This window comes from Bradyrhizobium sp. URHC0002, assembly GCF_054059515.1.
In genome coordinates, this window is record NZ_JBSSCF010000001.1 from 1,864,372 (window position 1) to 1,883,194 (window position 18,823).

Below are 18,823 nucleotides of genomic sequence, written 5' to 3' on the forward strand. Positions count from 1 at the left end.
CGAGGCTTGTCGTGTATGTTGCCAAGGCAACTAATTTGTGCGAGCCTGTTTTCGACAAGCGGCCGCTCGAAGAGCACAGAAATTGCCAGGCCGTGCAGGGGAGAAGCGGATGTCCGGACAACCGGATCGTCACGACGTAAGGCTTCGGTGCGTGCGCGTTGGCTCTGCGGCAGCGCGTCCCGGCGTTGCGGCTACCGCGTTCCGTTCAGGCCCGGTCGTCGACTTCGCCCGCGCCTTTCACGGCGTCGAGATTGCCGTGCACCCGCAGCAGCAGTCCGATCAAGGTCTCGCGTTCCGGCTTGTTCAGGCAGGACAGCAGGCGGCGTTCGCGTTCGAGCGCGACCGCGATGACCTGGTCGTGGGTGGTGTATCCCTTCGCGGTCAGCGCGATCGAATGGGTGCGGCCGTCCTGCCGGTCGGCCCTTATGCTGACCAGCCCGCGCTCCTCCATGCCGGCCAAGGTCCGGCTGACCGGCCCTTTGTCGAAACCGATCACATGGCAGATGCGGGCCGCCGAAATTTCCGGTTCGATCGCGAGCAGCGACAGGATCCGCCATTCCGTGACGTTGACGCCAAAGCGCTTCTGATAGACCACGGTCGCGCTGCGCGACAATTTGTTGGCGATGAAGGTGATGAGCGCCGGAACGTAACGGTCGAGGTCGAGCACCTGTTCGGCCCGTCCGCTCCTGCCTGCGGCGCCGGTGCGGGGGGCGCGCGCCTGTCTGTTCCTGCTCATGCTCTTCCGAAATCGCTCCAGCGTTCCAGACATAGAGACAGCGCATACCGTTCCGCAAGAACAATATGCAGGAGAACCCCATGAGCGCGACCGATCAAGCAGCGCCGACCGGCGTCCCGAGCCTCGACGTCGACCCGTTCTCGATCGAGTTCTTCGACGATATGCATACGGTTCACCAGGTCCTGCGCGAGGCCGGGCCAGTAGTGTGGCTCGCCAAGTGGGGCATCTATGGCGTGGCGCGCTATGCCGAGGTGCATGGCGTCCTTCACGATCCCCTGACGTTCTGCTCGGGCCGTGGCGTGGGTTTAAGCGATTTCGCCAAGGAGAAGGCGTGGCGCCCGCAAAGCATCATCCTGGAGGCGGACCCTCCGGCCCACTCCCGAACACGCGCGGTGCTGAATCAGGTGCTGTCGGCCACCGCCATGAAGCCGTTACGCGCTCATTTCGCCGCATTGGCAGAAGCCAAGGTCGATGAGCTGCTCTCGCGCGGCAGCTTCGATGCCATCACCGATCTTGCGGAAGCTTATCCCTTGTCGGTGTTCCCCGATGCGCTCGGACTGAAGCAGGAAGGGCGCGAGCATCTGCTGCCCTATGCCAGCCTGGTGTTCAACGCGTTCGGGCCGCCGAACCAGTTGCGCCAGGAGGCGATCGAGCGCTCAGCGCCGCATCAGGCCTATGTCGCCGAACAATGCCAACGCGAGAATCTCGCCCCCGGCGGCTTGGGCGCCTGCATCCATGCCCGCGCCGATGCCGGGGAAATCACTCATGAGGAAGCCCCGCTTCTGGTGCGTTCGCTGCTGTCAGCCGGGCTCGATACCACCGTCTACGGCATCGGCGCCGCCGTCTATTGCCTCGCGCGTTTTCCGGAACAACTGGCAAAGCTGCGCAGCGATCCCACGCTGGCACGCAATGCTTTCGAGGAAGCGGTCCGCTTCGAAAGCCCGGTGCAGACCTTCTTCCGTACCACGACGCGCGAAGTCGAGCTTGGCGGGCACGTGATCGGCGAGGGCGAAAAGGTTCTGATGTTCCTTGGGGCCGCCAATCGTGATCCGCGCCGCTGGGAACAGGCCGATCGTTACGACATCACCCGCCGCACATCGGGCCATGTCGGCTACGGCTCGGGCATTCACATGTGCGTCGGCCAGCTTGTCGCGCGCCTCGAAGGCGAAGTGATGATGGCGGCGATCGCCCGCCGGGTCGGCAGCATCGAGATCACAGGCCCCGTGAAGCGCCGCTACAACAACACGCTGCGTGGTCTGGACAGTCTCCCGATCACCATTTCCCCGGCCTGACGGATACCATCCCGGCATCTGATCGGCAGCTCTAGCGGCGCATGGCGCCAATCGCAAACCCGGCGAAAGTCCGGGAACGCTCAATCAACATCGGAGGAGAAAACAATGCGGGGTTTAGGATTGGGGCTGGCGCTGGCCTTGTCGTTCGTGACGAACGCAGCGCATGCAGAGATTTCCGACAGCGTCGTTCGCGTCGGCGTGCTCAACGATATCTCCGGCATCTTCCAGGACACCAACGGCATGGGTTCGGTGGAGGCCGCGCGGATGGCGGCGGAAGATTTCAACGGCGGTGGCAAGGGCATCAAGGTCGAGATCGTCTACGCCGATCACCAGAACAAGGCCGACGTCGGTTCTGCGATCGTGCGCAAATGGCTCGACGTCGACGGCGTCGATGCCGTGGTCGACGTGCCGAATTCGGCGGTGGGCCTCACCATCAATTCGCTGCTGCGCGACAGCCGCATGACATTCCTCGCGTCCTCGACCGCGAGCTCCGACCTCACCGGCAAGGCTTGCTCGCCGAATACCATTCAGTGGGTCAACGACGCCTGGGCGACCGGCAATTCCACGGCGGCGGCGATGATGGCGCGCGGCGGCAAGGAATGGTATTTTATCACGGTCAATTTCGCGCTCGGTCAGGGCATCGAGGCCGAGGCCACCAACTACATCGAGAAGCACGGCGGCAAGGTGCTGGGCTCGGCCAAGCATCCGCTCAACACGGCGGATTTCGCTTCGCTGTTGCTGCAGGCGCAGAATTCCAAGGCCAAGGTGATCGGGCTTGCCAATGCTGGCGGCGACACCGTCAACGCCGTGAAGCAGGCCGCCGAGTTCGGTCTTCAGCAAAGCGGCCAGACGATGGTGGCGTTCCTGCTGTTCATCAACGACGTCCACGGCATGGGCTTGAAGGTCGGCCAGGGCCTGCAACTGTTCGAGGCTTTCTATTGGGACATGGACGACGACACCCGCGCGTTTGCAAAGCGCTTCGCGGCGCGGCCGGGCGTGAACGGCAAGATGCCGAGCGGCAACCAGGCCGGCGTCTACGCCTCCACACTGGCCTATCTCAACGCGGTCGCGGCGACCGGCAGCGACCATGCCAAGGACGCGGTGCCGCAGATGAAGAAGTTCAAGGGTAAGGACAAGCTGTTCGGCGACGTCACCATCCGCCAGGACGGCCGCGTCATTCACCCGATGTATCTGTTCGAGGTGAAGAAACCGGAGGAATCCAAATATCCCTACGACTACTACAAGCTGGTCTCGACTATCCCGGCCGACCAGGCATTCCGCCCGCTCGCGGATGGCGGGTGCTCGCTGGTCAAGTGACGCTTATTTGGGTTGACGCCCGCGTGGCGTGAACCATTGTAGGCCTGACGGCCGGCCAAAACGCGGTTGCAAGACAATAGCGGGGAAACGATGCAACACCTCAAGTTCGATTTGCGCGCGTGGACTCAGTTGGCCTCGCTGCTTGCTGCGACCTCGCTCTTTGCTGCGGATGCAATGGCGGCGAAGATGGCCGGCGATCCGGCCACGACCTGCAGCGACCTTATTCGACCGACCGATAACGCCGTCCGGGTTGATTCCGCCTCCATCATCGCACCCACACCACTTGCGGTCGCCGAAAGAGGACCGACGCCGGCAGCGCGCGTCACGCCGGCCAATCCGGAGTTCTGCAGGGTGCTTGGCCAGATCGCGTCTTCCGATCCCAATGCGCCACCGATCAAATTCCAGGTCAATCTCCCGGTCGAGTGGAACGGCCGCTCGCTGCAATATGGCGGCGGCGGTTTCAACGGCGTGCTGATCACCGGCCTTGCCTTGCCGCCGGCCTATCCGTTCGGCGCAGCTTCGCCGCTGGCGCGCGGCTTTGTCACCTATGGCACGGATTCCGGACATGAGACCAAGCCGGGCGAGCCGCCGCAGGTGTTTGCGCTCAACGACGAGGCGTTCGAGAATTTTGCGCATCGGTCCTACAAGCGCGTGCGCGACGCTGCAGTTGCCCTGATGGTGCGCGCCTACGGCAACCCGCCAACAAAACTGTACTTCATGGGATCGTCGGAAGGCGGCCGCGAGGCGCTGACGATGGCGCAGCGCTATCCCGACGACTTTGACGGCATCTTTGCCCGCGTGCCCGTCATCAACTGGGTTGGCTTGCAGCATGCAGGGACGCGGTCGGGGTTAGCGACGATGGGCGAGGGCTGGATCCGCCCTGCGCAGGTCGAACTCGTCGCCACTGCGGTGCTGCAGGCCTGTGACAAGGCTGACGGCGCTGAGGATTTGCTCATCATGGATCCGGTCGGCTGCAAGGCGAAATTCCAGCCGGAATCATTGCGCTGCTCGGAGGGCAAAAGCGGCGACGCGTGCCTGACCGAGCCGCAGATCGCGGCGATCAAGACGCTTCATTCGACCTACAAGTTCTCTTTTGCGCTGGAGAACGGCCTCGATGATTATCCGGGCTGGGGCGTCTCGGGCGAAAACACGCCTGCCTTCGGTCCGACCGGCGGCTGGGGCGCCTGGTGGCTCGGCAAGGCGGCGCCGGCGCAGCCGCCGGTACCGGCCAACGGCATCGCCTGGATCTATGGCGCGGGCGGCATACAGTACGTCTTCGCGCGCGACCCGAAGCTCGATGTCACGACCTACAAGCCGGACGATCACAAGGAGCGCCTGCTTCAGGTGTCGCGATTGATGGATTCGACCAATCCGGACCTCAGCCGTTTCAGCGCGCGCGGCGGCAAGCTCGTGATTCTCGAGAACATGGCCGACTACGCCCAGAGCCCCTATGCGGGTATCCGCTATTTCGAAAACGTGCAGCGCAAGCTGGGCAAGGAGAAGACGGCCGAGTTCGCCCGCCTCTACACGGCGCCCGGCGTCGATCATGTCGGCTCCGGCGCGCCCGCCAATGTCGACATGCTCGGCGTGCTGGTCGACTGGGTGGAGAATGGCAAGGCGCCCGGCGATCTCGAGGTGACCGAGCAGAGGGTCGAAGCGCCGGCGTTTGAGGCGACGCGCGCACTGCCGCTTTGCCAGTGGCCGGCATGGCCGCATTACAAATCGGGGCCGATCGATCGCGCGGCCAGTTTTGCCTGCGCGCCGCGATAAAACCTATCCCGTGACCTTGCTCGATCCCTGCGTGATCAACCGCGCCGCGCGCTGATCGCGGGCATGAATCCACAGCCAGCTCAGCGCGACGCTGAGCCGGTTGCGCAGGCCGATCAGGAAGTAGATGTGGGCGAGGCCCCAGATCCACCAGGCGAGATTGCCGCGCATCTTCATCCAGCCGAAATCGATCACCGCTTTTTTCTTGCCGATCTGCGCGAGGCTGCCGGCGTGCTTGTAGCGGAACGGCGGCAGCGTGCTGCCGCCGAGGCGCGCCTTGATCAGCGCCGCCACGTAGCGTCCCTGCTGCTTGGCGGCCGGCGCGATGCCGGGCACGGGATTGCCGTCGGGACCGGCGATCGTCACGGTGTCGCCGACGGCAAAGATGTCGGGATGGCCTGGCACGGTGAGATCGGGCTCGACCTTCAAACGGTAGGCGCGATCGGCGGGTGCGTTCAGCCATTCCGCCGCGCGCGAGGCGCGCACGCCGGCGGCCCAGACGATGGTTCGGGCCTCGAGCTTGTTGCCGCCGTAGACGACGCCATCGATGGCGCATTCGGTGACGGGTTGCCCGAGCACCACCTCGACGCCGATCTCCTCCAGCGAGCGCTGCGCATAGGCGGAGAGGTCTTCGGGAAAGCTGGGGAGAACGCGCGGGCCGGCCTCGATCAGCACGACGCGGGTCTTGTGGGTGTCGATGTTGCGAAAATCCGGCGGCAGCGTGTCCTTGGCGAGGTCGGCGATGGTACCGGCCATTTCGACGCCGGTCGGCCCGGCGCCGATGATGACGAAGGTCAACAGCGCCGCACGCCGCACCGGATCGGTCTCGCGTTCGGCGCGCTCGAAGGCGACGAGGATGCGGCGTCTGAGCGTGGTGGCATCCTCCAGCGTCTTCAGGCCCGGCGCGAACGGCTCCCATTCGTCGTGGCCGAAATAGGCGTGGCGCGCGCCGGTGGCGAGCACCAGCGTGTCGTAGGGCAGCGCGTCGCCGTCATCGAGCAGCACGCGCTTGCCCGCGGCATCGACGCCGCTGACATTTGCGAACAGCGTCGTCACCTCCTTGCGTCCGCGCAGCAAATAGCGGATCGGCCAGGCGATTTCCGACGTCGCCAGCGAAGCGGTCGCGACCTGGTAGAGCAGCGGCTGGAACAGATGATGGTTGCGGCGGTCGATCAGCGTGATCCTGACCGGCGCGCCGGCGAGGCCGAAGGCGGTCTCCAGCCCGCCAAAACCGGCGCCGACGATCACGACGTGATGGGGCTGTTTCGGTGCTGTCGTCATGGCTGCGGCCCCGGTTTCAGATCTTTCAACACATTGGATTATGTAGCTATTTCTTCCTCCGATCCAAGGCGCCTTTGCCAATCGATCGATAGCGAATGCGTATCGCGGAAGGCCCGAAAATATCTTTCCGAGCCCGCATCCTTTGGCTGGTTCCAAACGTCCTTGGAATCGAAGCGCGCTGCCTTCGCAGCCGCCAACGAGGAGAAGCCCATGCGACGGACCGTGATAAGGTACAGGACAAAGCCTGATATGGCCGACAGGAATGCCGAACTGGTCGCGGCGGTGTTTGCGGAGCTGAAGGCGGCGCAGCCGGAAGGCCTGCGCTACATGTCGCTGCGGCTGGAGGACGACACCTTCATCCATGTCGTCGAGACCGCGGCCGATGACGGCTCCAGCCCGTTGCCGAAGCTGCCGGCGTTCGCCGCGTTCCAGAGCGGCATTCGGGAGCGTTGCGCCGAACCGCCGGTACCTAAGGGCGCGGCCATCGTCGGCAACTATCGCATGCTGGAAGAGAACTGAACCCGCTTGCCGGAGGCCAAATGAGCGTGGTGCCCGAGACGTCCGCCGCGTCAGCCATCGCGCGCCTGCTGGTCGCGATGCGGCCAAGGCTGCATCGCTATTGCGCGCGCATGGTCGGTTCGGTCATCGACGGCGAGGACGTGCTGCAGGACGCGTTGATCAAGGCGGTGGAGGCGCAGGCCAGCACCGGCGCAATCGGCAATCCCGAAGGCTGGCTGTTCCGGATCGCGCATAACACCGCGCTGGATTTCCTGCGCCGGCGCAACCGTCAGGAGGCGCTGCGATCGGTAGCGGAGGTGGACATGATGGTTGACCAGTTCGATGCCGTGGAGAGCCGCCAGATCGCCGCCACCTCCTTGCGCACCTTCATGCGCCTGCCGGTGACGCAGCGCTCAAGCGTGATCCTGATGGACGTGATCGGCTGCTCGCTCGAGGAGATCTGCGAAATCATGGCGTGCAGCCTGCCCGCGGCCAAGGCCGCGCTGCATCGTGGCCGTACGCAGTTGCGGGAGATCGCCGACGAGCCGGAGGACACGCCGCAACAGCGATTATCGGACGCCGATCGCGCGCGGCTTGGCGCCTATGTCGACCATTTTAACGCGCGCGATTTCGACGCGATCCGCGCCATGATCGCAGACGACGTGCAACTCGACCTCGTCGGCAGGACCCACATGCGCGGCAAGGCCGAGGTATCCCGCTATTTCGGCAATTATTCCAAGGTGAGCGACTGGTGTCTGGTCCCGGGCCTGGTGGAGGGACGTCCCGCCATCCTGGTGTTCGATCCGAACGAACCCGAGCATGGGCCGAAATATTTCATGTTGCTGGGCTGGGCCGCCGGCAAGGTCGTGACCATCCGGGATTTCCGCCATGCGGCGTACGCGATCGACGGCGCGGAATACTCGATCTGAACCGCCCCCGGTGCGACAATTGTTGCCCGGGCAACCGGCACTATAGTTCTTGCCATCGGCAGCGTCTGCGAATTATGGTGCAGCCCGCTGGGGTATGAGCCGAAGGTCCAAAGCGGGCCCAGCGGTTCATGCTTGCCGCAGACCGGCGATTTCGCGCACAAAATACCTCACCTGATAATGAGGCGCGCGGGACCGCGTGGTCGCCCGGTTGACCGGGTCTGGTTCGATAACGAGGAGGGGAGTGATTTATGAAAAAGGCATTCTGGCTGGCGGGTGCAACCGTTTTTGCGCTGACGCAGACGGCGCTTGCAGGCGACACCATCAAGATCGGCTTTGTCTCGACCTTCAGCGGCCCGACCGCTGTGATCGGCAACGACATGCGCAACTCGTTCGAGCTGGCGCTGGACCATCTAGGTCGCAAGATGGGCGGCAAGCCGGTCGAGGTGATCTATGAGGATGACGGCCAGAAGCCCGACGTCGGCAAGCAGAAGACCGAAAAACTGATCCAGTCCGACAAGGTCGATTTCATCGCCGGCTATATCTGGTCGAACGTACTGTTGGCCTCGCTCAAGACCGCGGTCGATTCCAAAACCTTCCTGATCTCGGCCAACGCCGGTCCCTCGCAGCTCGCGGGCGAACTCTGTTCGCCTTACGTGTTCTCGACCTCCTGGCAGAATGACCAGACCCCGCAGGCGGTCGGCACCTACATGAACCAGAAGGGCGTCAAGTCGGTGTTCCTGATCGGCCCGAACTATGCGGCGGGCAAGGACATGCTGGCCGGCGTCAAGAGCACGTTCAAGGGCCAGGTCGTGGGCGAGGAATATACGGTGTGGCCGAGCCAGCTCGACTTCTCTGCCGAACTCACCAAGGCCAAGAACTCCAAGGCCGAGTCGATCTTCGTGTTCTATCCGGGCGCTGCCGGCGTGCAGTTCCTCAATCAGTACGCGCAGGCCGGCATCAAGGCGCAGATCCCGCTCTATACGGCGTTCACGATCGACGAATTGTCGCTGCCGCTGCAGAAGGAAAATGCACTCGGCGTTCCCGGCGCGCAGCAATGGGTCAACGATTTGCCGAATGCCGAGAACAAGAAATTCGTCGAGGATTATCGCAAGAAATTCACCGGCCTGCGCCCGACCTTCTACGGCGCGCAGTCCTATGACGCCGCGAACCTGATCAACAGCGCGGTTATCGCGGTGAAGGGCGATACCTCGAAGAAGGACGAGATGAAGGCCGAGATGCAGAAGGCCAACTTCAAGTCCGTGCGCGGTCCGTTCAAATACGGCAACAACCACATCCCGATCCAGAATTTCTACCTGCAGGATGTGGTCAAGGACGCCGACGGTCAGCTCGCGCTCAAGACGGTGGCGACCATCGTCAAGGACGACCAGGACCGCTTCGCCGACAAATGCCCGATGAAGTGATGGTTGGCATGGCCGGTGCATGATCGGCCAGGGGGCTTGTCGAAAAATTACTTTATGTTTAAAGTAATTTTAGAGACCCGATGGCCCTGCTTCGGAGGCGTGGATGTGTAAGCGGTTTGGCAAATGATCATGCGCCAATAAAAATAAGCGGCGGCGCCGACGCGCTGCCGCTGTTTTGTTAGGCGGCCCAGAGTCCAAGGCATTCATGCTCGTCCTCGTAGAACAATCGCTGAACGGCCTGCAGTTTGGCCTGCTGCTGTTCCTGCTGGCAGCCGGCTTGACGCTGGTGTTCGGCATCATGGATTTTGTCAATCTGGCGCACGGCTCGCTCTACATGATGGGCGCCTATTTCGCCGCCACCTTCGTGGCCTGGACGAACAGTTTTGTGCTCGGCATCCTGCTGGCGCTCGGCGCCACGTTGCTGCTCGGCATCGCGCTCGAATTCATCGCGCTCCGGCACCTCTATGGCCGCGATCATCTCGATCAGGTGCTGGCGACGTTCGGGCTGATTCTGTTTTTCAACGACGCGGTGCGGCTGATCTGGGGGCCAGCCGGCCTCGCGCTGCCGCTGCCGGCCTGGTTGACGGTGCCGGTGCAGATCATCCCCGGCGTGTTCTACCCGGCCTATCGGCTGTCGATCATCGTGGTCGCGCTCGCGGTCGCAGCAATGCTGTATGTCGTCGTGATGCGGACCCGTATCGGCATGTTGATCCGCGCCGGCGCCTCGAACCGCGAAATGATCGGGGCGCTCGGCATCAACATCAAGCTGCTGTTCACGCTGGTGTTCGGGCTTGGCGCCGCGCTCGCCGGCCTCGCCGGGCTGATGCAGGCGCCGATCCTCACGGTGCAGATCGGCATGGGCGAGAACATCCTGATTCTCGCCTTCGTCATCATCGTGATCGGCGGCATCGGCTCGATCCGCGGCGCGTTCCTGGCCGCGATCTTTGTCGGCATGATCGACACGCTCGGCCGCGCCTTCCTGCCGGATCTGCTGCGCATGGTGTTGAGTTCTTCCGCAGCCTCCACCGCGGCGCCTGCCTTGTCCTCGATGCTGATCTATCTGCTGATGGCGATTGTGCTCGTCGTGCGGCCGGAGGGGCTGTTTCCGGCCGCCAAGCGATGAAATCTCATATCAACGTCCGCAACGTCGTCGTGGCGCTCGTCGTGCTTGGCCTCGCGCTTTTGCCGGTCTATTCCGCACTGACCGGCAACATCTTCATCCTGACGCTGTTCACCCGCATCGTCATCTTTGCGCTCGCCGCCGCAAGCCTCAATCTCATCATGGGCTATGGCGGCATGATGAGTTTTGGCCACGCCGCCTATCTCGGCATCGGCGGCTATGCGGTGGGCATCCTCGCCTTTGAAGGCATCGGCTCCGGTTTCATCCAGTGGCCGGTGGCGCTCGCGGCGTCGGCGCTGTATGCGCTCGTGATCGGCGCGCTGTCGCTCCGCACCCGCGGCGTCTATTTCATCATGATCACGCTCGCTTTTGCCCAGATGGCCTATTACGTCACCTCGGGTCTCTCGCGCTATGGCGGCGACGACGGCCTCACCATCTACAAGCGCAGCACTTTCGGCGGCCTGATCGACCTGTCGAACCGCGTGCAGTTCTATTACCTCTGCCTCGGCTGCCTGTTCGGCGGCATCTATCTGATCTGGCGCATCATCAATTCGCGGTTCGGCATGGTGGTGCAGGGCATTCGCTCCAACGAGCAGCGCATGCAGGCGATCGGCTATCATGCCAACAGATATCGTCTTGTCTGCTTCGTCATCTCCGGCACCATCTGCGGGCTTGCCGGCGCGCTGCTGGCGAACAACACCGACTTCGTCAGCCCGGCCGGAATGTACTGGACCCGCTCCGGCGAACTCATGGTGATGGTGGTGTTCGGCGGCATGGGCTCGCTGTTCGGCCCGGTCATCGGCACTATCGTGTTCCTGCTGCTGGAAGAGCTGTTGTCGCAGTTTACCGAATACTGGGCGCTGATCATGGGTCCGCTGTTGCTGCTGATCGTGCTGTTCGCGCGCGGCGGCATCATGGGTTTGCTGGGGAGGTTGAGCCGTGGCTGATCCCTTGCTCCGCGTTGAAAACCTGGTCCGCAGCTTTGGTGGCATCAAGGCCACCGACAATCTGTCGCTCGACGTCCTGCCGGGCGAACTGCACGCCATCATCGGTCCTAACGGCGCCGGCAAGACCACGCTGATCAGCCAGTTGACCGGGCAGCTGATGCCGAATTCCGGCGCGATTCACTTCGCCGGTCGCGACGTCACCGGGGTGCCGGCCTATCAACGCAGCCGGCTTGGGTTGGCGCGATCGTTCCAGATCACGTCGCTGCTGAAGGATTTTACCGCGATCGATAACGTTGCGATCGCGGCGCAGGCGCATGATGGACACTCGTTCCGCTTCTGGGGCGCGGCTCGCAAGGAGAAGCATCTGCGCGACGCGGCGCAGGCCGCGCTGACCCGGGTAGGACTTGCGAAACGCGCCGACGTGCCGGTGTCCGAACTGAGCCACGGCGAGCAGCGCGAGCTCGAGCTCGCGGTAGCGCTCGCGACAAAACCGCAATTGCTGCTGCTGGACGAGCCGATGGCCGGCCTCGGCGTCACCGAATCTGCGCGTATGGTGGCGCTGCTCAAGGAGCTGCGGAAGGAAGTCACCATCGTGCTGGTCGAACACGACATGGAAGCCGTGTTCGCGCTCGCCGACCGCATCACCGTGCTGGTCTATGGCCGCGTCATCGCGTCAGGCGATCCCGACGCCATCAGGAACAACGAGGAAGTCAAGCGCGCCTATCTCGGCGAACAGCATGCGGTGACCAGCCATGGTTGAAACCAAAACGGCTGAAACCTTGCTTGAAATCGACGGGATCGAGACCTGCTACGGTCTCAGCCAGGTGCTGTTCGGGCTTTCGTTGAAGGTCCAATCCGGCGAGATGGTCGCCCTGATGGGCCGTAACGGCATGGGCAAGACCACGACGATCCGCTCCATCATGGGCATGACACCGGCTCGCGCAGGCACGATCCGCTTCGCAGGCGAGAAAGTGCGCAGCCTGCCGTCGTACAAAATCGCAAAACTCGGCATCGGCCTGGTGCCGGAAGGCCGCCAGATCTTTCCGAACCTGACGGTATACGAAAATCTGGTCGCAGCCTCGGGCAACCGCCTGGGCAATCCCGATCCCTGGACCATCGACAAGATCCACGCGCTGTTTCCGCGGCTCGCCGAGCGCAGCAGCAACATGGGCGTCACGCTCTCGGGCGGCGAGCAGCAGATGCTGGCGATCGGCCGCGCGCTGATGACCAATCCCAAACTTCTTATTCTGGACGAAGCCACCGAAGGCCTCGCGCCCCTGATCCGCGAGGAAATCTGGAACTGCCTGTCGATGCTGAAAGGCCGCGGACAATCGGTGCTCGTCATCGACAAGAACGTCGCCAACCTCTCCCGCATCGCCGACCGCCACTACATCATCGAGCGCGGCCGGACGGTATGGACCGGGACGAGCGAGCAGTTGATTGCGGAGCCGGATTTGCAGCACCGGTATCTGGGGATTTAAGCTATCTCCGTAGGGTGGGCAGAGGAGCAAAGCGACGTGCCCACCATCTTTCACCGAGCGCGCTGGGGAATGGTGGGCACGCTTCGCTTTGCCCACCCTACGATTCCGAAATTTTGACGGCAGTGGGTCCGCCGTCATTGCGAGCGTAGCGGAGCAATCCATCTTTCCGCTTGCTGAGGCATGGATTGCTTCGTCGCTGCGCTCCTCGCAATGACGAGTTGAGAGAGCGGAGCGCCCCCGCTCAAAACATCTCGAAATATTCGCGGTGCTCCCAGTCCGACACTTCAGCCTGAAACCGCTCGATCTCGGCGTTCTTGATGTGGACGTAATAATCCACGAACTCCGCGCCCAGCGCCTGCCGGAAGAACGGGTCCTCCTGCAGCGTGAACACCGCCTCGCGCAGGCTCTTCGGCAGCAGCGAGGCCTTGGTTTCGTACGGCGTATCCGCCGACGGCCCCGGATCGAGCTTGCGGTCGACGCCATCAAGCCCTGAGAGAATTTGCGACGCCATGTAGAGATAGGGGTTCGCCGCGGGCTCGCCGATCCGGTTTTCCAGGCGCGTTGCGGCGTCGCCGGGGCCGCCGAGCACGCGGATCATGACGCCGCGGTTGTCACGGCCCCAGATCGCACGGTCCGGCGCCAGTGAGTAGGAGCGGTAGCGCTTGTAGCCGTTGATGGTCGGCGTTGTGAACACGGTGGAAGCGCGGGCGTGCTCCAGCAGCCCTGCGAGATAGAAACGGCCGAACGGGCTCAGCGGCTCGTCGCCATCTTTCGCCATGAAGGCGTTCTCGCCGCTGGTGCGAGAGACGATCGATTGATGCAGGTGCCAGCCGGAAGCGAACACGTTTGGCAATTTCGGCCGGCACATGAAGGTGGCATGATAACCGTGGCGGCGGGCGATCTGCTTCACGGCGCTCCGAAACAGCACCATGTTGTCGGCGGGTGTCAGCCCCTTGGTCGGCGCAAAAGTGAATTCGCACTGGCTCGGGCCGAACTCGACCTCCACCGACCGCAGCGGCAGGCCGAGCGCGAGCACGTCGCGCCGGATGATTTCCAGCGCCGGCTCCATCTGGTCGTAGCGCTGCTCGGTCAGGTATTGATAGCCGTGCGACAGCAGGCTGACGGATGGCGGACGTCCAGGCTGGCCGGCATCTTCCGGCGTCATGTGCGCATCTTCGAGCTTGAAGAGGTGGAATTCGACCTCAAGCCCCGCGACGAAATCGTAACCGCGGCTTCCCAGTTGATCGAGCACCTTGCGATAGAGATGGCGCGTGGCGAACGGCACCGGGCGGCCGTCGCTGAAATAGAGGTCGCAGAGCAGCCATCCTGTGGTGGGCGCCCAGGGCAGCACGCGGAACGTCGTCGTATCAGGCACCATCGACACGTCGGCAGCGCCCTCCATCTCCTTCATGCCAAAACCGCCGCCGGCCGTGAACACCGGAAACACCGTCTTGTGCGAGGTGTCCTTGGCCAGCATCGTGGTGGTGATGGAGCAGCCGCTTTCGAGCGACGCAATTGCTTCGCTCGCGACCAGCGTCTTGCCGCGGAGGATGCCGTGCTGGTCGGGGAATGAAAGCCTGATGACTTCGAGATTTTTCTCTTCGACGATCTTGCGCAGGCGGCCGGCGGCCTCCTGCTGCTCTTTCGACCACAGCCCGTGACGTTCGACGAAACTCAACGCGTTGCTCCGCAATAGCCGTCATTGCCTGCGACAAACGCGAAGCGTTTGCGCAAGGAAGCGCAGCGACGAAGCAATCCATTTTTCCACATGCGGCGCGATGGATTGCTTCGCTGCGCTCGCAATGACGGGGAGGGAGCCATCACTCCGCCGCCGACAAATGCCGGATCTTGCCAGCAATCTCGCTCGGCACGGGCGCTGCCCATGGCGCGCCGCGGCGGCGTTTTACGTCGATTTCCATCCAGTAGATTTCCCAGCCGCGCGTCGGCCCGATGCCGTCCATCGTGGCCGGGCCCTGGATGCTGCGCGCATGCGCACTGTCCAAGAACATGAACGGCTTTTCGCCGCCGACGACCTTTTCGATCTCCTGCCGCAGCAGGCGGCGATACTGCACGATCGCCTTGTCCGAGGTGCCGAGATGCTCGTTGGTGCGGTCCTGGATCGCGCCCATCGATTCCACCGCCCACTGGTCGTGGACGTTGATGTCGGTCCCCATGCCGGTGTAGGTCTCGGACGCCTGTTCGTGCGGATCGAAACCGTAATCGTTGCTCTTGTTCTTGCGCGATTTGTAATCCGGCAGCTCGTACAATTCGAGCCGCTGGTCGCGCATCTTCTGCTTGTCGACCGGCGCCGTGTAGCTGGTGAAGATCGCGTACCAGTAGCAGTTCTCGTCATCGACCGGCACGTGCCACTGCGTGATCGTCATCTCCTGGCTCATCGGAATGACGAAGCCGTGCGGGAAAAGCTGGTTGGTGACCCGCACATGGGTGCGCTCCTCGTCGATTTCGCGCAGCGCGATCAGCCGCAGCCCGTATTCGGTGTGCTCGACGTTGATGATCGGGTTGTCGTATTCGCGCAAGATCTTCGTCATCGGCATGTCGCTTCCGGCGGAGGCGCCGCGGAACTGCTTGCCGTAGGCAGTGGAAGTATCCTCGTCCTCGAAGAAGCGATGCAGGAACGAGGCGTGCGCCGGATCGATGCCGACTTCCAGCGCCTGCAGCCAGTTGCAATTGATGTGGCCCTTGAACGCAAAGGTATGGCTGTCGGGCGCGACGAAACAGTCGATCTCGGGAAACGCCGGCGGTTCGCCTTCGCCGAGATAAGCCCAGAGGATGCCGCTCTTCTCGACCACGGGATAGGAGCGCTGCTTGATGCCCTGGCACAGCTTGGAGTCTTTTGGCTCCGCGGGCGTTTCCAGGCATTGGCCGCTTACATCGAACAGCCAGCCATGGAAGGCACAGCGCAGCCCGCCGTTTTCCAGACGGCCGAAGGCGAGGTCGGCGCCGCGATGCGCGCAGTGGCGGTCGATCAGGCCGTAGCGGCCTTCCTCGTCGCGAAACAGCACGAGATTCTCGCCGAGCAGCTTGATGGGGCGCACCGGCCGCGGCCCCTGCAGCTCGTCGACCAGCGCGGCCGGCTGCCAATACATCCGCATCAGCTTGCCGCAAGGATCTTTTCGGCCGGTGCGGGTAATCAGGTCGTTCGCTTCCTGGCTCATCATGGCGAGGATCTCCGCATATCCATTTGTTCGCCTATTGAACTTCTGTGCGATTTTAACGTAGGCTCGCCGTTAGGCAAGCGGATTATGGAGGCAGCGATGCCGAAGCTTAAGCGCGCAGGCGACGCAGGCAACCGCGGCGCGACCGATTTCATCGAAAGCCTCGATCGCGGCCTGCGCGTGCTCGAGGTGTTCGGCGGCAGCCAGCAGCCCATGACGCTGAGCGACCTCGCCAAGGCCGCCGACCTGCCGCGCGCGACCGCGCGGCGGATTCTCTTCACGCTCGAACGCGCCGGCTTCGTCGCCACCGACGGCAAGCTGTTCCGCCTGATGCCGCGCGTGCTTGTGCTGGCCTCCAGCTATCTTGCTTCCAACCATGTGGTCTCGGTGCTGCAGCCGGCGCTCGACCGGCTGTCGGGCGAGGCGCAGGAAATTTCGTCGATGGCGATCCTCGATGGCAACGATGTCGTCTTCATCGCCCGCGCCAGCCCGACGCGGATATTTTCCGCCGGCATCGACATCGGCTACCGGCTGCCTGCCTTCTGCACCTCGGTCGGCCGCGTGCTGCTGTCGCGATTGTCCGACGACGAACTGGCGAAAGCGCTCAACGCGATGGATCTCGCGCCGCTGACGCCGTTCACGGTGACCGACAAAAAACTGTTGTTGAAGACGATCGTCGCCGATCGTGCGAAGGGCTATTCGCTGGTCGATCGCGAAGCCGAGCCGGGCTTCCGCTCGATCTCCGTGCCAATCCACCGGTATGACGGCGTCACCGTCGCGGCCATCAACATGGGCGCGCATGTCGACCGCGTGTCATCAGCCGAGATGGTCGAACGCTTCCTGCCCCGCCTGCGCGAGGCGTCGGCCTCGGTGAAGTCGATGCTGGTTTGACGAATGACTATCCGATCTGTATCGCCAGGCAACATTGCTGGGATCCGTTTCGTTGAAGAGGCCGCATTCCTCCAATCCGCCGAAGCGGACTTGGTCGACGATCTACGTGCCGCAGGCGATTCCGTTTTCTCGCTGATCGCTGTTGACGGCAAAACCGTCACTGGCCATGCCATGTTCTCGCGGCTGAAGGCGCCGTTTCCGGCGCTGGCGCTCGGCCCGGTCGCGGTGCTGCCGGACCGCCAGCGGATGGGTGTTGGCAGCCGGGTGATCCGTGAAGGGATCGCCCGCAGCGAGGCCGCCGGGTGGCTCGGAATTTTCGTCCTCGGCGATCTGGCCTTCTATCGGCGTTTTGGATTCGATGCCGGCAAGGCGAGCGGCTTTATCTCACCTTATGCCGGGCCGCATTGGATGGCCTTGCCTCTTGGCCGGAACGAACTTCCGACAGATACGGGAAGCATTCAGCATGCTCTCGCCTTTGCAAAGCTCGGATAGTGGCAGATCGATCGGCTACCGCGGGCGCTGCCATTCCGGTTTGAGTACGGACATCAGGCGCATGGACCGGAAGGTGCCCTCCGCATCCCGGTGTATGTCGCGGACGATGCCTTCCTCGACGAATCCGTTCTTCAGATAGGCGCGATGGGCCCGTTCGTTGTCTTCGAATACGAACAGCTCGACGCGATGCGCGCCCAGATCGTCGAAGCAGATTTTCAGGAGAGCGCGCAGCAGGCGCGATCCGGTGCCGCGCCCGGCATCCTGTACGGCGATACGGCGGAGCCGCAGGCATTGATTCTCGCTTCCGACATTCTGCAGGATCGCAAATCCTGCAATATCGTCTCCCTCGCGCGCCAGATAATATCTGCAGGACGGACTGTCGATTGCCGCGGAGTGCTGCTCGGCTTCCCACCGGCCGACGAGGCGCGCATAGCCCTCGCCGCGCTCGATGCGCATCATCGTTGGGATGTCCGATCTGGATGCGATTTCGATTTTCATGTCTTCACCGTGGACGACGGCCTGTTATGCCGGAACGTTCAGCCCGAAATGTTGGACGATCTCCCGCGCGGTCACATCAGCCGGATTCACCCCGGTATCCAGCTTGAGGCAATCGGGCCGCGGCACGGCGGTGGCGATCAGTATCGCGAACAGTTCGATCCGCGGGAACCGGTAATTACGGCGTCGTGAAACAATTTTTCGGGCGGGCCCATGAACGCACGAGGAAGTCTGCCGGATCACCGATATCTGATCAGGCTATGGCGAGGGCAAGCGCTTGAGCGCGGCTTCGATCGCTTCGAACCTGGCGACGATCTGCGGGGTCACGACATAGCGAAGGATGCCGGCGACCGACAGGCCGACGATCATCGAGACGATCGTGTACTGCGCCAGCAAGGCCAGCAATATCGAACGCAGCCGTCGCCGCCGGACTTTCGGCGCGCTGGCTACGGCAAGGATGGCGGCGCCTTCGCCTTCAACCGTGCTCATGCGACCCTAGAGTTCGGATAGAAGCTGATCGAGGCGCGACTGCAGCCTCCGGTTTGCCCGTTCGGTCGCGCGCAGCTTGCGCGCCAGGTCCAGCGGAATGACGTCGCTTGTCTCTTGCACATCCGAAAACAACAGGCCGGCCGCGTTCTGATCGCGCCAGACGAGTTTGGCCCGGCACGAGAGACTCCTGCGCTCGATCTCGAAATCGACCCGGTCGGGCAACATGGTCGAATTTTCAAATTCGATCTTTGCGCCGCGTTGGCTGAAATTGCGCACGACGCAGTCGAGCGTCGAGTTGCGAGCGTTGAACGCGACCATTCCGCCGTAATAGACGCGGTTTCTCTGGTGTCGACGGCGCTCCAGCATGCTTCTTCTCCATTCGATTAAGGATTTGGTAACACAATTAAAGGGTGTATTGCTGCACGGAACTCGTGTGGTGGTTAACTGCGGCCGTGCGGTTGCAGGGGCGAAATTCGCCCCCATAGCTGGTG

Annotated in this window: 19 protein-coding genes; 12 read left to right on the plus strand and 7 right to left on the minus strand. The window is 63.1% G+C overall.

From position 1 onward, the window contains the following. Window positions 1-205: 205 nt before the first annotated feature. Window positions 206-736, minus strand: coding sequence for a MarR family winged helix-turn-helix transcriptional regulator (locus ACVWVY_RS08805; RefSeq protein WP_456626009.1), 531 nt, complete (start codon window positions 734-736; stop codon window positions 206-208). 80 nt (window positions 737-816) lie between these two features. Here ACVWVY_RS08805 and ACVWVY_RS08810 point away from each other — a divergent pair, with 80 nt between their 5' ends. The 3 genes from ACVWVY_RS08810 to ACVWVY_RS08820 all read left to right on the plus strand — a co-directional run bounded on the left by ACVWVY_RS08810 (window position 817) and on the right by ACVWVY_RS08820 (window position 5,115). After that, window positions 817-2,028, plus strand: a complete 1,212-nt coding sequence (locus ACVWVY_RS08810) for a cytochrome P450 (RefSeq protein ID WP_456626010.1) — start codon at window positions 817-819, stop codon at window positions 2,026-2,028. Between the two features lie 105 nt (window positions 2,029-2,133). Continuing rightward, complete coding sequence (locus tag ACVWVY_RS08815) at window positions 2,134-3,345, plus strand: ABC transporter substrate-binding protein (RefSeq protein WP_456626011.1); 1,212 nt, start codon at window positions 2,134-2,136, stop codon at window positions 3,343-3,345. A 186-nt stretch (window positions 3,346-3,531) separates the two neighbouring features. Next, the gene (locus ACVWVY_RS08820) at window positions 3,532-5,115 is read left to right on the plus strand and encodes a tannase/feruloyl esterase family alpha/beta hydrolase (RefSeq protein WP_456632150.1); all 1,584 of its coding nucleotides are present in this window, start codon (window positions 3,532-3,534) and stop codon (window positions 5,113-5,115) included. A 3-nt stretch (window positions 5,116-5,118) separates the two neighbouring features. Here ACVWVY_RS08820 and ACVWVY_RS08825 read toward each other — a convergent pair whose 3' ends face one another. After that, window positions 5,119-6,393, minus strand: a complete 1,275-nt coding sequence (locus ACVWVY_RS08825) for an NAD(P)/FAD-dependent oxidoreductase (protein WP_456626012.1) — start codon at window positions 6,391-6,393, stop codon at window positions 5,119-5,121. A gap of 210 nt (window positions 6,394-6,603) precedes the next feature. On the opposite strand from ACVWVY_RS08825, the gene ACVWVY_RS08830 reads away from it, so the two are divergent. The 7 genes from ACVWVY_RS08830 to ACVWVY_RS08860 all read left to right on the plus strand — a co-directional run bounded on the left by ACVWVY_RS08830 (window position 6,604) and on the right by ACVWVY_RS08860 (window position 12,789). Continuing rightward, the gene (locus ACVWVY_RS08830; protein WP_456626013.1) at window positions 6,604-6,912 is read left to right on the plus strand and encodes a hypothetical protein; all 309 of its coding nucleotides are present in this window, start codon (window positions 6,604-6,606) and stop codon (window positions 6,910-6,912) included. Window positions 6,913-6,932: 20 nt separating this feature from the next. Then, window positions 6,933-7,820, plus strand: coding sequence for a sigma-70 family RNA polymerase sigma factor (locus ACVWVY_RS08835; protein WP_456626014.1), 888 nt, complete (start codon window positions 6,933-6,935; stop codon window positions 7,818-7,820). A 248-nt stretch (window positions 7,821-8,068) separates the two neighbouring features. Further along, window positions 8,069-9,241 carry an ABC transporter substrate-binding protein gene (locus tag ACVWVY_RS08840; protein WP_456626015.1) on the plus strand — a complete coding sequence of 391 codons (1,173 nt, stop codon included), beginning with the start codon at window positions 8,069-8,071 and terminating at the stop codon, window positions 9,239-9,241. 205 nt (window positions 9,242-9,446) lie between these two features. Further along, entirely contained in the window at window positions 9,447-10,364 is a 918-nt protein-coding gene (locus ACVWVY_RS08845) for a branched-chain amino acid ABC transporter permease (RefSeq protein ID WP_456626016.1), read from the plus strand. Then, a complete protein-coding gene (locus tag ACVWVY_RS08850; protein WP_456626017.1) occupies window positions 10,361-11,308 on the plus strand; it encodes a branched-chain amino acid ABC transporter permease in 948 nt (315 codons plus the stop codon). Before ACVWVY_RS08845 ends, ACVWVY_RS08850 begins: the two co-directional genes overlap by 4 nt. Continuing rightward, the gene (locus ACVWVY_RS08855; RefSeq protein ID WP_456626018.1) at window positions 11,301-12,068 is read left to right on the plus strand and encodes an ABC transporter ATP-binding protein; all 768 of its coding nucleotides are present in this window, start codon (window positions 11,301-11,303) and stop codon (window positions 12,066-12,068) included. Before ACVWVY_RS08850 ends, ACVWVY_RS08855 begins: the two co-directional genes overlap by 8 nt. Continuing rightward, entirely contained in the window at window positions 12,061-12,789 is a 729-nt protein-coding gene (locus ACVWVY_RS08860; RefSeq protein ID WP_456626019.1) for an ABC transporter ATP-binding protein, read from the plus strand. Before ACVWVY_RS08855 ends, ACVWVY_RS08860 begins: the two co-directional genes overlap by 8 nt. Window positions 12,790-13,030: 241 nt before the next feature. On the opposite strand, the gene ACVWVY_RS08865 is transcribed toward ACVWVY_RS08860, so the two are convergent. After that, window positions 13,031-14,467, minus strand: a complete 1,437-nt coding sequence (locus ACVWVY_RS08865; protein ID WP_456626020.1) for a glutamine synthetase family protein — start codon at window positions 14,465-14,467, stop codon at window positions 13,031-13,033. Window positions 14,468-14,609: 142 nt separating this feature from the next. Further along, a complete protein-coding gene (locus ACVWVY_RS08870; RefSeq protein ID WP_456626021.1) occupies window positions 14,610-15,968 on the minus strand; it encodes an aromatic ring-hydroxylating dioxygenase subunit alpha in 1,359 nt (452 codons plus the stop codon). A gap of 96 nt (window positions 15,969-16,064) precedes the next feature. Between ACVWVY_RS08870 and ACVWVY_RS08875 the strand changes: the two genes are divergently transcribed. Both ACVWVY_RS08875 and ACVWVY_RS08880 read left to right on the plus strand, forming a co-directional pair. Continuing rightward, window positions 16,065-16,856, plus strand: coding sequence for an IclR family transcriptional regulator domain-containing protein (locus ACVWVY_RS08875; protein WP_456626022.1), 792 nt, complete (start codon window positions 16,065-16,067; stop codon window positions 16,854-16,856). 90 nt (window positions 16,857-16,946) lie between these two features. Further along, the gene (locus tag ACVWVY_RS08880) at window positions 16,947-17,348 is read left to right on the plus strand and encodes a GNAT family N-acetyltransferase (protein WP_456626023.1); all 402 of its coding nucleotides are present in this window, start codon (window positions 16,947-16,949) and stop codon (window positions 17,346-17,348) included. 15 nt (window positions 17,349-17,363) lie between these two features. Here the strand turns inward: ACVWVY_RS08880 and ACVWVY_RS08885 are convergent, their stop codons facing one another. From ACVWVY_RS08885 to ACVWVY_RS08895, 3 genes are all read right to left on the minus strand, one after another. Beyond that, window positions 17,364-17,846 carry a GNAT family N-acetyltransferase gene (locus ACVWVY_RS08885; protein ID WP_456626024.1) on the minus strand — a complete coding sequence of 161 codons (483 nt, stop codon included), beginning with the start codon at window positions 17,844-17,846 and terminating at the stop codon, window positions 17,364-17,366. A gap of 255 nt (window positions 17,847-18,101) precedes the next feature. Further along, a complete protein-coding gene (locus ACVWVY_RS08890) occupies window positions 18,102-18,332 on the minus strand; it encodes a hypothetical protein (RefSeq protein ID WP_456626025.1) in 231 nt (76 codons plus the stop codon). A 6-nt stretch (window positions 18,333-18,338) separates the two neighbouring features. Beyond that, window positions 18,339-18,698 (minus strand): PilZ domain-containing protein, encoded by a 360-nt coding sequence (locus tag ACVWVY_RS08895; RefSeq protein WP_456626026.1) that lies wholly within the window; start codon window positions 18,696-18,698, stop codon window positions 18,339-18,341. Between the last annotated feature and the right edge of the window lie 125 nt (window positions 18,699-18,823).

Bases quoted from the DNA above. Each gene is read 5' to 3' on its own strand.
- ACVWVY_RS08895 (WP_456626026.1), bottom strand. From the start codon at position 18,698: ATGCTGGAGCGCCGTCGACACCAGAGAAACCGCGTCTATTACGGCGGA.
- ACVWVY_RS08875 (WP_456626022.1), top strand. From the start codon at position 16,065: ATGCCGAAGCTTAAGCGCGCAGGCGACGCAGGCAACCGCGGCGCGACC.
- ACVWVY_RS08860 (WP_456626019.1), top strand. From the start codon at position 12,061: ATGGTTGAAACCAAAACGGCTGAAACCTTGCTTGAAATCGACGGGATC.
- ACVWVY_RS08815 (WP_456626011.1), top strand. From the start codon at position 2,134: ATGCGGGGTTTAGGATTGGGGCTGGCGCTGGCCTTGTCGTTCGTGACG.
- ACVWVY_RS08870 (WP_456626021.1), bottom strand. From the start codon at position 15,968: ATGATGAGCCAGGAAGCGAACGACCTGATTACCCGCACCGGCCGAAAA.
- ACVWVY_RS08885 (WP_456626024.1), bottom strand. From the start codon at position 17,846: ATGAAAATCGAAATCGCATCCAGATCGGACATCCCAACGATGATGCGC.
- ACVWVY_RS08840 (WP_456626015.1), top strand. From the start codon at position 8,069: ATGAAAAAGGCATTCTGGCTGGCGGGTGCAACCGTTTTTGCGCTGACG.
- ACVWVY_RS08820 (WP_456632150.1), top strand. From the start codon at position 3,532: ATGGCCGGCGATCCGGCCACGACCTGCAGCGACCTTATTCGACCGACC.
- ACVWVY_RS08845 (WP_456626016.1), top strand. From the start codon at position 9,447: ATGCTCGTCCTCGTAGAACAATCGCTGAACGGCCTGCAGTTTGGCCTG.
- ACVWVY_RS08850 (WP_456626017.1), top strand. From the start codon at position 10,361: ATGAAATCTCATATCAACGTCCGCAACGTCGTCGTGGCGCTCGTCGTG.
- ACVWVY_RS08835 (WP_456626014.1), top strand. From the start codon at position 6,933: ATGAGCGTGGTGCCCGAGACGTCCGCCGCGTCAGCCATCGCGCGCCTG.
- ACVWVY_RS08890 (WP_456626025.1), bottom strand. From the start codon at position 18,332: ATGAGCACGGTTGAAGGCGAAGGCGCCGCCATCCTTGCCGTAGCCAGC.
- ACVWVY_RS08830 (WP_456626013.1), top strand. From the start codon at position 6,604: ATGCGACGGACCGTGATAAGGTACAGGACAAAGCCTGATATGGCCGAC.
- ACVWVY_RS08810 (WP_456626010.1), top strand. From the start codon at position 817: ATGAGCGCGACCGATCAAGCAGCGCCGACCGGCGTCCCGAGCCTCGAC.
- ACVWVY_RS08805 (WP_456626009.1), bottom strand. From the start codon at position 736: ATGAGCAGGAACAGACAGGCGCGCGCCCCCCGCACCGGCGCCGCAGGC.
- ACVWVY_RS08825 (WP_456626012.1), bottom strand. From the start codon at position 6,393: ATGACGACAGCACCGAAACAGCCCCATCACGTCGTGATCGTCGGCGCC.